General features: G+C 62.4%; 15 protein-coding genes and 1 other RNA gene. 8 read left to right on the top strand and 8 right to left on the bottom strand.

Going from position 1 to position 12,650, the window contains the following annotated elements; genetic code table 11:
* Positions 1–10: 10 nt before the first annotated feature.
* Positions 11–805 (bottom strand): molybdate ABC transporter substrate-binding protein, encoded by a 795-nt coding sequence (gene modA / locus ACWGS9_RS14115; RefSeq protein WP_454505831.1) that lies wholly within the window; start codon positions 803–805, stop codon positions 11–13.
* Between the two features lie 163 nt (positions 806–968).
* Between modA and ACWGS9_RS14110 the strand changes: the two genes are divergently transcribed.
* Positions 969–1,178 carry a TOBE domain-containing protein gene (locus ACWGS9_RS14110; protein ID WP_454505830.1) on the top strand — a complete coding sequence of 70 codons (210 nt, stop codon included), beginning with the start codon at positions 969–971 and terminating at the stop codon, positions 1,176–1,178.
* A gap of 16 nt (positions 1,179–1,194) precedes the next feature.
* Here ACWGS9_RS14110 and ACWGS9_RS14105 read toward each other — a convergent pair whose 3' ends face one another.
* The 4 genes from ACWGS9_RS14105 to ACWGS9_RS14090 all read right to left on the bottom strand — a co-directional run bounded on the left by ACWGS9_RS14105 (position 1,195) and on the right by ACWGS9_RS14090 (position 3,236).
* Complete coding sequence (locus tag ACWGS9_RS14105) at positions 1,195–1,590, bottom strand: hypothetical protein (RefSeq protein ID WP_454505829.1); 396 nt, start codon at positions 1,588–1,590, stop codon at positions 1,195–1,197.
* Positions 1,569–1,988 (bottom strand): hypothetical protein, encoded by a 420-nt coding sequence (locus tag ACWGS9_RS14100; RefSeq protein ID WP_454505828.1) that lies wholly within the window; start codon positions 1,986–1,988, stop codon positions 1,569–1,571. Before ACWGS9_RS14100 ends, ACWGS9_RS14105 begins: the two co-directional genes overlap by 22 nt.
* Positions 1,985–2,779 carry a thymidylate synthase gene (locus ACWGS9_RS14095; RefSeq protein ID WP_454505827.1) on the bottom strand — a complete coding sequence of 265 codons (795 nt, stop codon included), beginning with the start codon at positions 2,777–2,779 and terminating at the stop codon, positions 1,985–1,987. The genes ACWGS9_RS14100 and ACWGS9_RS14095 overlap by 4 nt, the downstream gene beginning before the upstream one ends.
* Positions 2,780–2,924: 145 nt before the next feature.
* Positions 2,925–3,236 carry a DUF2853 family protein gene (locus ACWGS9_RS14090; RefSeq protein WP_454505826.1) on the bottom strand — a complete coding sequence of 104 codons (312 nt, stop codon included), beginning with the start codon at positions 3,234–3,236 and terminating at the stop codon, positions 2,925–2,927.
* Positions 3,237–3,404: 168 nt separating this feature from the next.
* Between ACWGS9_RS14090 and ssrA the strand changes: the two genes are divergently transcribed.
* Positions 3,405–3,765: a transfer-messenger RNA gene (gene ssrA, locus ACWGS9_RS14085) on the top strand.
* A gap of 54 nt (positions 3,766–3,819) precedes the next feature.
* On the top strand, positions 3,820–3,966 hold the full coding sequence (locus ACWGS9_RS14080; RefSeq protein WP_454505825.1) for a hypothetical protein: 147 nt from the start codon (positions 3,820–3,822) through the stop codon (positions 3,964–3,966).
* A gap of 42 nt (positions 3,967–4,008) precedes the next feature.
* Here ACWGS9_RS14080 and ACWGS9_RS14075 read toward each other — a convergent pair whose 3' ends face one another.
* On the bottom strand, positions 4,009–5,214 hold the full coding sequence (locus ACWGS9_RS14075; RefSeq protein ID WP_454505824.1) for a multidrug effflux MFS transporter: 1,206 nt from the start codon (positions 5,212–5,214) through the stop codon (positions 4,009–4,011).
* 188 nt (positions 5,215–5,402) lie between these two features.
* Here ACWGS9_RS14075 and ACWGS9_RS14070 point away from each other — a divergent pair, with 188 nt between their 5' ends.
* The 4 genes from ACWGS9_RS14070 (at position 5,403) to ACWGS9_RS14055 (ending at position 7,176) form a co-directional block, all read left to right on the top strand.
* Complete coding sequence (locus tag ACWGS9_RS14070; RefSeq protein ID WP_454505823.1) at positions 5,403–6,086, top strand: TetR/AcrR family transcriptional regulator; 684 nt, start codon at positions 5,403–5,405, stop codon at positions 6,084–6,086.
* A 116-nt stretch (positions 6,087–6,202) separates the two neighbouring features.
* Positions 6,203–6,733: an SspB family protein gene (locus tag ACWGS9_RS14065; RefSeq protein ID WP_454505822.1), complete on the top strand. Its 531-nt coding sequence runs from the start codon at positions 6,203–6,205 to the stop codon at positions 6,731–6,733.
* Between the two features lie 9 nt (positions 6,734–6,742).
* Positions 6,743–6,940: a DUF4169 family protein gene (locus tag ACWGS9_RS14060; RefSeq protein WP_320213266.1), complete on the top strand. Its 198-nt coding sequence runs from the start codon at positions 6,743–6,745 to the stop codon at positions 6,938–6,940.
* A gap of 8 nt (positions 6,941–6,948) precedes the next feature.
* A complete protein-coding gene (locus ACWGS9_RS14055) occupies positions 6,949–7,176 on the top strand; it encodes a ribbon-helix-helix domain-containing protein (protein WP_454505821.1) in 228 nt (75 codons plus the stop codon).
* Between the two features lie 116 nt (positions 7,177–7,292).
* Here ACWGS9_RS14055 and ACWGS9_RS14050 read toward each other — a convergent pair whose 3' ends face one another.
* A complete protein-coding gene (locus ACWGS9_RS14050) occupies positions 7,293–7,646 on the bottom strand; it encodes a CBS domain-containing protein (RefSeq protein WP_454505820.1) in 354 nt (117 codons plus the stop codon).
* A gap of 194 nt (positions 7,647–7,840) precedes the next feature.
* Between ACWGS9_RS14050 and ACWGS9_RS14045 the strand changes: the two genes are divergently transcribed.
* On the top strand, positions 7,841–8,269 hold the full coding sequence (locus ACWGS9_RS14045) for a MarR family winged helix-turn-helix transcriptional regulator (protein WP_320309488.1): 429 nt from the start codon (positions 7,841–7,843) through the stop codon (positions 8,267–8,269).
* Positions 8,270–8,635: 366 nt separating this feature from the next.
* Here the strand turns inward: ACWGS9_RS14045 and ACWGS9_RS14040 are convergent, their stop codons facing one another.
* Positions 8,636–12,580 carry an AsmA family protein gene (locus ACWGS9_RS14040; protein ID WP_454505819.1) on the bottom strand — a complete coding sequence of 1,315 codons (3,945 nt, stop codon included), beginning with the start codon at positions 12,578–12,580 and terminating at the stop codon, positions 8,636–8,638.
* Between the last annotated feature and the right edge of the window lie 70 nt (positions 12,581–12,650).

Here is a 12,650-nt window from a genome sequence, read left to right as displayed (position 1 = left end):
AAGGTCTTTCTCAGTTGCTCGGTGCGAGCACCGTAAAACCCTGTTCCTTGAAGAGCGCGGCGGCCTTGGCCGACTCGACGCACTGCAGGAAGGCAGCCGCATCCTTGTCCTTCGAATCCGCGGTCTGGGCAATCGGGTAGATGATCGGCGGATGCGAATCTTCCGGGAAGGTGCCGACGACCTTGACGCCCTTCTCGGCATGCGCGTCGGTGGCGTAAACGATGCCAAGCGGGGCTTCGCCCGTCGACACCAGCTTCAGCGCGGCGCGTACGTTCTCGGCCTGTGCGACCTTGCCCTCGACCGACGACCAGACGCCCAGCGATTCCAGCGCCGCCTTGCCGTATTTGCCGGCAGGCACGGCCTTGAAATCGCCCATGGCAAGCTTGCCGTCGCCGATGAGATTGGCAAGGTCGAAGCCCTTTTCGACCTTGGTCTCGACCTTGGAGTCCTTCGGCGCCACCAGCACGATCTGGTTGCCGAGCAGCTTCACTTCGGTGTCCGGCTTGGTCAGCTTCTTGTCCGAGAGATACCTCATCCAGTCGAGGTCGGCCGAGACGAAGATGTCGGCCGGCGCGCCGCCTTCGATCTGCTTAGCCAGTGCCGAGCTTGCCGCGTAGGAAATGGTCGCCGCCTCACCGACCTCCGGCTCGCAAGCCTTGTTGACCGCATCGAGCGCGTCCTTGAGGCTCGCCGCGGCAAATACGACCACCTTGTCGTCGGCATGGGCCGCCGGCACCGCGGCCATCAGCATTGCCGCCAGACCGCCAACGGCGATCGCCTGCAATCCAAAACCCTTGCCCGTCATGAAGTCTCTCCCGTGGTTTCAAAAATCCGTACGGCCCAAAGCCTTGGACCGATATATCCGGATGAACATAACAAGGAAAGGCTTTTCACCTGTCGTGGCATTGTGCGCCAGCATGGTCTCAGCCTACGATGAATGCGAAACAGCGAAGCTCAAGGAGAGACGCATGAAGATCAGCGCGCGCAATATCCTCAAGGGCAAAGTCACCGAGATCGTCAAGGGAGCCACCACCTCGCATGTCAGAATCGACATCGGCGGCGGCGTCATCGTCACCGCGTCGATCACCAACGAGGCGGTCGCCGACCTCGCGCTCGAAAAAGGCGAGCAGGCCTATGCGGTGATCAAGGCCTCGGATGTCATGGTCGGCATCGACTGATGCAACTTCCGATGGCTCAGGCGGCAAGCCTATGGATTAAGGCGTCTTCGACATATATGCCGTTGACAGTGTTGTGCGAAAATCGCACTTCACCAAGACCATCAATTCGCATGGCAATACCTAGCCCCGCGATGAGCCGGTCATCTGCTGATGTGATCTTTACTTTACTAAGATCTAAAATAGGCTCTTGCGGATGTACCTTGCGCCAGTCAGCGGCAATAGTTGCTGCGTCTAGATATTTCTTTTCAAGCTCTTTTCGTGGACCCCGATAGGCGACGATCATCCTCCAGTTGTCAACGTCGCTATTGTACAACCACAGCGCAGCGGCGACACCAAATCCCTTTTCATCAAGCGCACGAATTAGGTTGATGCCGGCATCGATGTCCGTTCTTACCAACGTTCCTGAAGCCATCTGAATATTCCTTGCTTCTCGTCGACCATGGCGTTTCGCATCGCCGTCGCCTCAAACACATCTATTATATCGTAACGAGAAGCCTCGTTCCAATCTGAGACAGCCGACCAATGGCCATCGAAAGCCGGCGACGCGGCCCGGCTCTCGGTGAGTTCCGCAGACAAGCCGGCCAAGGCTATAAGCCTGTTGAGGTCATGGCTATAAATATCTTGGACAAATTTCTTGTCAGGAATCGTATCGGACTGGAAAAGCCTCGAAATACGCGACTTGATCGCGATTTCTGCGGCATAGCCGAAGAGATAGTAAGCGTTCGAATAACGTTCGTTTTGAAATAAAAGCTCAGCATCCTGTAGCTTTGCGTTGGCTATCGCTTGGAGCGAGGTCCTTTCCAGCGTCATACCGCGATAGGCGCCTTGATATTCGCGTCCGCAAAATAGTTTTCGAGGCGGAAATCCTCGAAACGGAAGGCGAAAAGATCCTTCACCTCCGGATTGATCCACATCGTCGGCAAGGCCTTGGGCGTGCGCCGCATCTGCTCGCGCGCCTGCTCGAAATGGTTCGAATAAAGATGCGCGTCGCCCAGCGTGTGGACGAAGTCGCCGGCCTTCAGTCCGGTCACCTGCGCCACCATCATGGTGAGCAAGGCATAGGAAGCGACGTTGAAGGGCACGCCGAGGAAGATATCGCCCGAGCGCTGGTAAAGCTGGCAGGAGAGTCGGCCCTCCGAGACGTAGAATTGGAACAAGCAATGGCAGGGCGGCAGCGCCATGGCCTCCACCTCGGCCGGGTTCCAGGCCGAGACGATCAGCCGGCGCGAATTAGGATTCTTGCGTATCTCCTTCAAAAGATTCGCAATCTGGTCGATCGCGCCGCCATGCCCGTCCGGCCATGAGCGCCACTGCTTGCCATAGACCGGGCCAAGATCGCCGTTCTCGTCGGCCCATTCGTCCCAGATGCTGACGCCGTTGTCGTTGAGATATTTGATGTTGGTGTCGCCGGCCAGGAACCACAGAAGCTCGTGGATGATCGACTTCAGATGCAGCTTCTTGGTGGTCGTGACCGGAAAGCCGCGCGAAAGGTCGAAGCGCATCTGGTAGCCGAACACCGAGCGCGTGCCGGTCCCGGTACGGTCGCCGCGGTCGGCGCCGTTCTCCAGTACATGCTTCAACAGGTCGAGATATTGGCGCATCGGCTTTGCCTCGATTCGGGCTTACAGGCAATCATACCCGACTGACAGCAGGTCGAACACCGCAAAGCGAACCACTGATGTGGATCGCGCCAGAAAGCCCACTGAGCCGGTACGGTCTCGTGCCGGCCGCCTTGTGGCAGTGCCTTTAGAGCGAGGCCAGTTTGCCGAGATCCTTGGCAACCAGATAGTAGAAGGTCACGCGGCTCTTGCTGTGGTCCGCATGCATCGCCTTGCAGGTCTTCTCGATCGAGGCGTTGGCTTTTGCGGCGTCGGCAATGCCGAGCTTCTTGCCGATCCAGTTTTCCCGCACTCGATCGAGTTCCTTTGGGTCGGTGCAGGACACCAGCGAGGAATCGCGGTTCCGCAACGCAATGCCCAGATGCTTGACGATCTTATCGACCACGTCGGCGCTGGCGCCGGCATCGTATTTCTTCACATCCGCAAGATAGTCGGCCATCAAACTTCCCCTCGTCAGCGCCACGGATCCGGTCGATGAGGGTTGCGGCGCGTTGCGCAACTTGTGCGCTAGGTCAGAGTCTCCTCACCGTGAGCGAGATTTGATTGTGTCAGCGCGCAAGTCAACCCTTGGCTGCGCTGTTTGGCATAACCGGATAAGCGCCGGTTTGGCCTTTCTTTTTCCGTTATCGGTCCCTATATTCGCTTCGTCGGCTTGACCGACTATGGCGATAAACAGGCGATGAAATAAGCCGTTCGGACCCGGGGGCGGTACCCGGCGCCTCCACCAAAAACCGCTCCGGCTGACGGAGCGGCTTTTGCTGGGGGCGAAATAGGATCGACGAAGGTGTAAAGATCGTACTTTTGCCCGGCATTGTACCACCGTCATCGGGCTAAACTTATAGTTGCCAACGACAACTATGCGGAAGCTCGTCTCGCTGCTTAATGCGGCGCGAACGCTTCAAATCAAGCCCTAGCGGTTCGCACTTCTAGGCGGGGTTCGGAGGTACCTGGCAACAGAAACCTCCACCTTTCTCTTGCTTCTCTCCCAATCGACCGAACGGCCATGGCTCGTCCGGCGCCTGATGCGCATCGACGAGGCCGAGCGCACATTCCGCTCGGTGACCGGCGTCTATGCGGAGCTGGGCTACGAACTCGTTCCCTTGCCTCTCGCTTCGGTCGAAGAGCGGCTGGACTTCGTCATCGGTCAGGCAGGCTCGCGACGGACATGAAAAAGGCCGGGCAAGCCCGGCCTTTTCGTTGTTTTGAGGGGCCTACTCCGCCGGCGCTTCGACCGCTTCGCGCGCGCGGCCGAGCGTCAGCTTGGCCAGCGTGAACGAGATCACCGCGCAAAGCGTGATGCCGGCCACCATCGGCAGCGGCGTGCCGTCGAAGAAGATGCCGGCGACACCCATCGCCAGCGCGCCGATGGCGAAGTGCAGCGTGCCCATCAGCGCCGAGGCCGTGCCGGCGATCTCGCCATGCTCTTCCATCGCCAGTACCGAGGTGGACGGGATGACCAGGCCAAGGAAGCCGTACCCGACGAACAGCAGCGCCGCCATCACATCCAGCCGGTCGACGCCTGAGGCCATGATCGCGAACAGCGCCACCATCACCGTGGCATAGCCGGTGACCGCCACCCAGACGACGCGCTTCAACCCGAAACGATCGGCCAGCAGCCCGGTCAGCTGCGACATGCCGATGAAGGCGACCGCGTTGATCGAGAAGAACACGCTGTAGACCGACGGCGACAGGCCGTAATGGTCGATCAGGATGAAGGACGAGCTGGACAAATAGACGAAGAAGCTCGCAATACCGAAGCCGGCGATCGCCACCAGGCCGAGGAAGTTGCGGTCGCCCATCAGGTAGCGATAGCCGGCCAAAGCCGTGCCGAAGGACGAGTTGGCCCGCTCCTCCGCCGACCGGGTTTCCTTGAGCGAGGTGGCGAGCAGGATGGTGGCGAGTGCGGCGGCGCCAGTCACGGTCCAGAACACGGCACGCCAGCCGAAGCTCTCGATGATCTGGCTGCCGGTCAGCGGCGCGAGGATAGGCGACACCGAGAACACCAGCATCAGCAGCGACATCAGCTTGGCGGCCTCGTTGCCGGTGTGCAGGTCGCGCACGATCGCCCGCGGTATGGCCATGCCGGCACTGGCGCCAAGGCCTTGCAGGAAGCGGAAGGCGATCAGCCACTCGATTGTCGGCGCCATCGCCGAGCCGACGCCGCCGACCATGAACAACGCCAGGCCCGCGTAAAGCGGCACCTTGCGCCCGACCATGTCGGAGATCGGACCGACGACGATCTGGCCGAAGCCCATCGACAGGAAGAAGATCAAAAGGCTCATCTGCACGGCGGCGGTGCCGGCATGCAGGTCCTGCCCGATCGAAGGCAGCGCGGGAAGATACATATCGATGGCGAACGGGCCGATTGCGGACAACAAGCCGAGCACGACCGCGATGCGGAAGAATTTGGGACTCATGATAAGGCTCTTTTCGGATCTGGTTGCCGCCGCGAAATACCGGCGTCTGAACCCAGGACGTTCCATCCCGCGAAAATCCGACATCCGAGAGCGACGTTGATCGCCGAATCAGCGCGAATTTCCCTTTGTTGTGTCCACAAATTTAGACAGTCTTGTCCAATTCGTCAATCACCGCTATATAGATTTTCATGAAGCCCGGTGTTTCTCCTGACACTTTCCCGCCACGCAGCCATGAGGCCAAGCGCGTGTCGGTGGTCGATGCCGCCGCTAGCGTGTTCTGTCGGGAAGGCTATGCCGGCGCCAATATCGACCTGATCGCGGCCGAGGCCGGCGTTTCTCGGCAGACCGTCTACAACCATCACGGCGACAAGGAAAAGCTCTTCGTCGCCGTCGTGCGTGATCTGACGGAGCGCTGCAATGCCGGTATCTTCGCCACCATCGCCACGTTCCCCGACCAGCCTACGGACCTGAAAGACGACTTGGTCGCCTTCGCCGTACGCATGAACCGCAATTGCATCTGCAACCGCGATGGCCGTTTCCTGCGCAAGCTGATTCAGGCCGAAGGCGAGCGTTATCCGGAACTCTTTGCCGAATGGCGCGAACAAGGCCCGGGCCGCACATGGTCGGCGCTTGCCGCCCGCTTCGCCCGGCTTGCCTTCGCCGGACATCTCTCGATCGGCGACCCCGACGTCGCGGCGCGTCAGTTCCTTGCCCTCGTCAATGCCGAGCTTCAGATCACCTTCATGCTGGGCGGCGCGCCGACCGAGGAAGAGGTGCTGCGTTCCGCCACCAACGGCGTGCGCACCTTTCTCAGCGCCTTCGCCAAAAAGAAATCGCCAGCCGGCAAACAGGTTATGCTCGTCCACGCCTGAGCGATCAAATCGCCGGCACCCCTCTTGGCCTCTGCGCTTTGCGCCTATATGCGGTTTACGCCGCGCCCAAGCTTGATTACAGCTATGCGGACGATTCAACGGAACCCGACCATCACATGGCCGACGACCACATCCGCTACGACATTCTGGCCCAGGAGGCCCTGCGCGGCGTCATGCGCAAGGTCCTGGCCGAGGTCGCGCGCACCGGCCTTCCGGGCAATCATCATTTCTTCATCACCTTCCTGACCGGCGCGCCGGGCGTGCGCATTTCGTCCCGGCTGCGCGAGCGCTATCCGGAGCAGATGACCATCGTCATCCAGTTCCAGTATTGGGACCTGAAGGTGACGGATGCCGGCTTCGAGGTCGGACTTTCCTTCTCCGACGTTCCGGAAAAGCTCGAAATCCCCTTCTCCGCCGTGCGCGGCTTCTACGATCCGTCGGTGAATTTCGAACTCGAGTTCGACGTCAAGACGGAGAGCGCGGAGGACGAGGCGGCCGCCCCGGCACCGGAACCTATCGCTGTCGTTCCGGAAAAGAAGCCGGAAGCCAAGAAAAAGGCCGCCGATGCGGAAAAGAAGCCAGCCGTCGCCGAGACCGGAGGCAAGGGCGCCGACGTGGTTTCGCTCGACGCCTTCCGCAAGAAATAGCCCGGCACCATGGGCGAGGTCGTCAATCTCCGCCAGGCCCGCAAGCAGAAAGCGCGCACCGAGAAGGAACGCCAGGCCGGCGAGAACCGGGCGCTGCATGGCCGGTCGAAGACAGAGCGGGAGCGTGATCGGCTGACATCCGAAAAGGCGGAAAAATTCGTGGCCGGCCATCGTCGTGAAAAGCCTGACGACCCTGGCGAGCGCTGAGTCCGGCAATGGCCGCGGTCGAAAAACGTTCGGTAACGATCCGCGGTCACCGCACCAGCTTCTCGCTGGAACAGCCCTTCTATGACGATCTCGTCACCATCGCCGCGGAGCGCTCGCTGTCGCTCGCGGCTTTGGTCGCGGAGATCGACGAAACGCGTACCCGGGATGCGAACCTGTCATCCGCGCTGAGGCTCCACGTGCTGGCCTGGGCGAAGCGCGGCGGCGCCCCGCCCTGAGGATGATGCCTAAACTAATGCATGTCGCCCAGAAGTGTACGCGGTTCTGGGAAAACGACATGCGTAAAAACAAGGACTTAAGCGCGTCGCCTGAATCCGTTTCAGCGCGACGCGCTTTAAGCCGGATCGCCGACGCCTTGCCCTGCCTTGCGCCTGGCGCCGAAACAGAGCAGCGCCGAACGGTCGCGCTCCTGCGCCAGCGTCTTCGAGCGCGCCCGCATCAGGTCCTTCCAGCCGACATAGCCGACCAGCCGCGCATCCTCGCGCGAGACGACCGGCAGATGCGAGACATTGGCGGTGAGGAGCTTGTCCGAAAGCCCTTCCAGATATTCGTCGGGATAAGCCAGCATGACCTTGCTGCCGGCGAGCAATTCGCCGAGCGTCGCCTTGCGGTGCATGCCGGCCCGCCGCCAGCGCAGGATCGCGGGCGGATCGATGAGGCCGAGCACATGTCCCGCTTCGTCGATCACCGGGAAGCTCGGGTGCTGCGTGTCCGGAGCGGTCAGGAACGTTGCAGCGCAAAGACCGTCCGGTTTCAGGTGGCCTCATATCGTAATGCGATATAAATCTTCGAGGCCGTTTTCAATCGCTGCTCCGCGTCATTTTGGGACAGGGATCGCGACAGCCAGTTGAGCTTTCGCGGGAAAGGACCATAAGTCGGGGAATGACGCCGCCGAAACCACGCCCCGCCATCAGCCAGGCCGACTACCAGCGGCTATCCGAGTTCCGTTATCTGATCCGCCGCTTTCTCGAATTCAGCCAGGTCCAGGCCAATGAGGCCGGCCTCACGCCGCGCCAGCATCAGGCGCTGCTGGCGATCAAGGGATTTCCCGGCGGCGGACCAGTGGCGGTGGGCGAGCTCGCCGAGCGGCTGCGCATCCGCCATCACAGCGCGGTGGAACTGGTGAACCGGCTTGCCGAGGCAGGCCTGGTCATACGCGATCAGGACAAGGGCGATCACCGGCGCGTGCTGCTGCAGCTCACCCCTTTGGCCGACGATCACCTGGCCGACTTGTCGGCCGCGCATCTCGACGAGCTTTCGCGGATAGAGCCGATGCTGCGGCGTCTCCTCTCGCGCCAGGAAGAGTCCTAGGCGCCAAAATATTCAACTAGTTCCCCGACACAGGGATTTTGGAAGGTTGCCGTTTGTCTTGGTGCAAGATTTTCCGTTCATTTCCGTGAAATCAGCGCAAACGCCGGAGATTGGTTGAAGCCGCCGCAACGTCGTCATTCTATGGCGGAGCAAGGAGCGAAGCGACGCGCGCAGACCATAGAATCCATTCCGTGACTTCGAAGCGTTGCTGCGTGCAGAATTCTGCTCCGCAGCGCCTTCGATCAAGGCCACGGGGTGGGCGTTTCGGCCAATCTCCAAGGCATGCCACCTGCCAACGCAAACAGGGCCGACCGGTCAAAATACCGGTGCTGGGGAACTAGGTCCGCCACGCGTGCAGCGTGAAGCTTAACCGCCGTCGAGCGACTTCAACAGATTGTCGATTGTGAACGGATTGGCCTTCGGATTCGCCGGCGCTGAATTCGAACCGTCGTTGACGCCGGGAAGCGACCGGTCGACTTTCGGCGTCTGCTCGGCCGCCTTGCGCTCTGCTTCCAGCTTCGCCTTCTCCGCCTTCTTGCGATCGGCCTCGGCCTGCGCTTTGGCCGCCTCGTCGGCGGCCCGCTGCTCAGCCTCGGCCTTAGCCTGTGCATCCGCCTTGGCCTTGGCGTCCGCCTCGGCCTGAGCAACGGCGTCGGCTTCCGCCTTGGCCCTGGCCTCTTCGTCCGCCTTCGCTTTCGCGTCGGCTTCAGCCTTTGCCTGAGCTTCCGCTTCGGCTTTCGCCTTGGCTTCGGCCTCGGCCTTCAGCCGCGCCTCTTCCTCTTGCCGGCGCAACTCTTCGGCCGCGTTGTCGCGCTCCGTCTGCAGCGACGCGTAGTAGCGCACCTCGCGCCGCAGCCGCTGCTTCTCCAGGAGCGCCGCCTGCATCGCCTCGACCCGCTGCTGTTCCTTCTCCAGCGCGCGCTGCGTCAGGAACTGCGCCAGCGGGCCGCTGTCGAACTGGGGCGCGGTCGCCCCAAGCGGACCGGCCAGGCTGAAATTGACGGCCGGCTCGGAGCCGACCAGCGCCTCGTCGCCGGGACGGTAGGTCAGCGTACCCTTTGCCGTGACGGTGCTTGTGTTGAGATCGGCTGTGACGTCGGCGGACAATGTCGCACCCGGATTGTCGAGACTGATCGGCGGCGCCCGCAGCGTGCCGTTGGCGACGGTGAAAGCCACATCCGAATCACCGGCGGCGAAGCTGCCCTGCCCGGCAATCTGCGGCGCGAAGCCCGCTGTCTTGACCGTGTCGATATCGCGTCCGATCGCGTCGGCCTTGGCGATGATGGCGGCAAAGCCGTCCGGATTGACGCCGTCGACTTTCAATCCCTTCAGCGCCGCGGTGCCTGATCCGGACAGGGCTGCAATCATGGCATCGACCGATTTGCCACTGGTCGACAGCGCCACCGAAAGATCGCCGCCGCCGCCGATACCGGCACCCGGCAGGACAACGGAAAGGTCGCTGCCGGCAAGCCTCATCTGGCCGGAGAACAGGCCGGTACCCTCCGTGTTCTTCAGGTCGAGCAGACCGGTCAAATCACCGCCGTAAAGCTTCGCCTTGAGGTCGGAGACATGGATGCCTTCGCGATCGAGCTTCAGCGAGAAGGCCGCGTCATGCGCGGTGGCGAATGGCCCGACGGCGAGCGCCGATGTGTTGAGATCGAGGTCGGCGTTGAACGGCAGCGTCGACTTCTGGCTGAACGGCGTCGTCGGCCATCCGCCCTTGGCGGGAGCGAAGGACTGGTCGCCGAACAGCGAGACCGCCAGCGGATCGAGGTCGAGTTCGTCGAGCGCCAGCGCTCCGGCGAGATGCGGCAGCCCATCCTTGGCATCGATATTGACGTCGCCGGAAACCGCGGCCTTGTTGATCGAACCGGTAAGACCACTCAGCACCAGAAGCCCGTTGCCGAAATCGGCATCGGCCGCCAGCGACGTCGAAGTCCCGGTTCCCATGCCGGGCAGGCCTACGCCGGTCGTCATCAACCACGGCTCTATATCGGTGGCGTCGAGATTGATCTTGCCTTTGGCGGTGGCGCCTTGCGCCGTCTCGGCGACGGTTCCGTCGAAGGCCGCCTTGAAGTCATCTGCCGTCAGGTTGAAGCTGGTCGCGAGACCGCCGGCAACCGAGCCTTTCGCCGAGATGTCGGTGTTGGCGTGACCGAGTATGCCGAGCGGCAGCGCCGGCAGGCCGTAAAGCGCGAGCAGCGTGGTGGCATTGTCGTTGCGGGCGTTGAAGGTGATCGATACAGGCGCCTCGGAGAGCTTATCCGCGGTTCCCTTGCCGGAAAGCGAAGCCGAGAAGGCCGAACCGCCGGCCTTGCCCTGGGCTGAGAGCGCGAGCCCGGTGCTGCCGTCTCCGTTGTCGGCGGCGCTGGTCAATAGATCGATGCGCGCATCCTGGAACAGTTCGGGATAGGCCGCCGCCCGGCTGGCCAGGCCCTTGAGCACGGCATTGTCGGGATAGTGCTGGGCCGCGACGTCGATCAGCGGCTTGAGATCCACCGCCACGACGGAAGCGTTGAGCTTGCCGGTCGGGCTCTGCGGGAAATCCTTGACCCGGCCCGTGGCGCTGATCGATGCGCCGGCGAGGCCGCCGATCGACAGCCGATCGATATCGAGCAGGCCCTCACGCAGCCGCAGCGCCGTGTCGACGGTGTCGGCGCTGAGCCCGACGGCGCTGACCGGGCCTGCCTTGATCTGGAAATCGAGATCGCGATCGGAAAAGCGGTTGGCGCCCTTGTCGCTGATGAAGATGGAGGCGAAAGCGGCCAGCCCATCGAGGTCCATCTCGCCGCCCGTCAGCCGCATCAGCACGGAAGGCCTGGCGCCATCCGGCTGGCTGGAATCGATGCTGCCCGAAAATTTCGCCTTGCCCAGAATGAGTTCGAGATCGCTGAAGGACTGCCGGTTCTCGCTGAGATCGACCTTGGCCTTGAAGCCTGCCGCGGGTAGCCGGCGGATGGCCTCGTCGACATCCTTCGACAGCCAGGCCGCAAAGCCGGAAGGCTGTCCGACGGCCAACAGCAACGAACCGGTGAAGCCGAAATGGTCTTCCACGCTCAGCATACCGTCGGCTTCGAGCGTCGTGCGGCCCGGCAGCGTCGCGGCCAACGATTTGACGGACCAGCCGCCTTCGACAGGCTCGGCCGACAACCGCACGTCACGCACCGTCGTATCGCCCGCCACCACCGCCGGCAGCCTGACCTCGAGCGTGCCTGGTATGGTCGGCTTCGGCATATGCTGCAGCGTCTGCTCGAATGCCGCGATGCGCTGGTCGAGCGTAAAGCCGGCTCCGGCGGCCCCGCCGACAGCCTCGTCGAACTGGACTTGCGCGCCGCTGGCCTCGACCGAGAAATGCGGCTTTAGGGCGAGATCGACCGAGGCCTTGCCGTCGGCGGTGTAGGGATTGTCGAGTGGCCCGGTCTCGAAGCGGAACGCGTCGACATCGAGCTTCTGGTGGTCGAGCGCGAACTTGCCGTTCAACCGGAAGCCCGGGTCGGGCTTGCCGGTGCTGATCTTGACCGGCTCGCCATCGTTGCCGCGCAGCTCGGCCGAATTCCTGTCAGCCCCATTCTTGTCAGCGGCCGAAATTTTGAACTGGCCGGAATAGACCGCGGCGCCCTTGACGATGCCGGCATTGCCGTCGGCTTCGATGATCAGCGGATAGGCATCGGGATCGGCTTTCAGCCTGAGCCGCATCTGGCCGTCGGGCTCCACCTTGCCGGTCGAGGCCGAGATGTCAGTGCGCATGCCATCGAAGCGCAGTGTTCCGTCCATCCGCCAGGGGCCGATGAGCGCTTTGGCGGAAATCGTCGAGTTGATCTCGGAAACCAGGTGGCTGCGCCCGCCGGCGGCGTGGCGCAGTTCGATCTGCCCCTCCGTTATGGTCAGTTTCTCGATCGCGATCTGTCCGGGGTCGAGCCGCGTCGAGGGCCGGATCGCCCAGTCCACCGTACCGTCACCGGCGACATCGATGATGGCCTTGGGGTGCACCAGCCGCATGTCGAAGATCAGCACCTCGCCGCGCAGGAAAGGCGCCAGCTCCGCATCCATGGAGAAGGTCTCGACCGTCATTGCCGGCCGGCCTACCGGCCCGCCCGAGACCTCGACATTGGAGAAGGTCACCGACGGAAACGGCAACAGCCGCGCCGTCGCATCGCCCTTGACCGTCACCTTGCGGCCGAGGATGGCGCTTGCCTCGCGCTCGAAGTCGGCCCGGTAGCCCGTCCAGTCGATGAAATACGGCACCACCAGCGCCGCGCACAGCACCAGCACGAACAGGCCACCGAAGATCACGAACAGGCGGGCGAGCATCTGTTTCCCGGGTTGAAAGTCAGCCGCACTCTACCCGCATCCGCGTGTCGATAAAGAGGCAATTCCATTA

Source organism: Mesorhizobium sp. Arg314, assembly GCF_053714275.1.
This window is presented reverse-complemented; position numbering and strand designations above follow the sequence as displayed.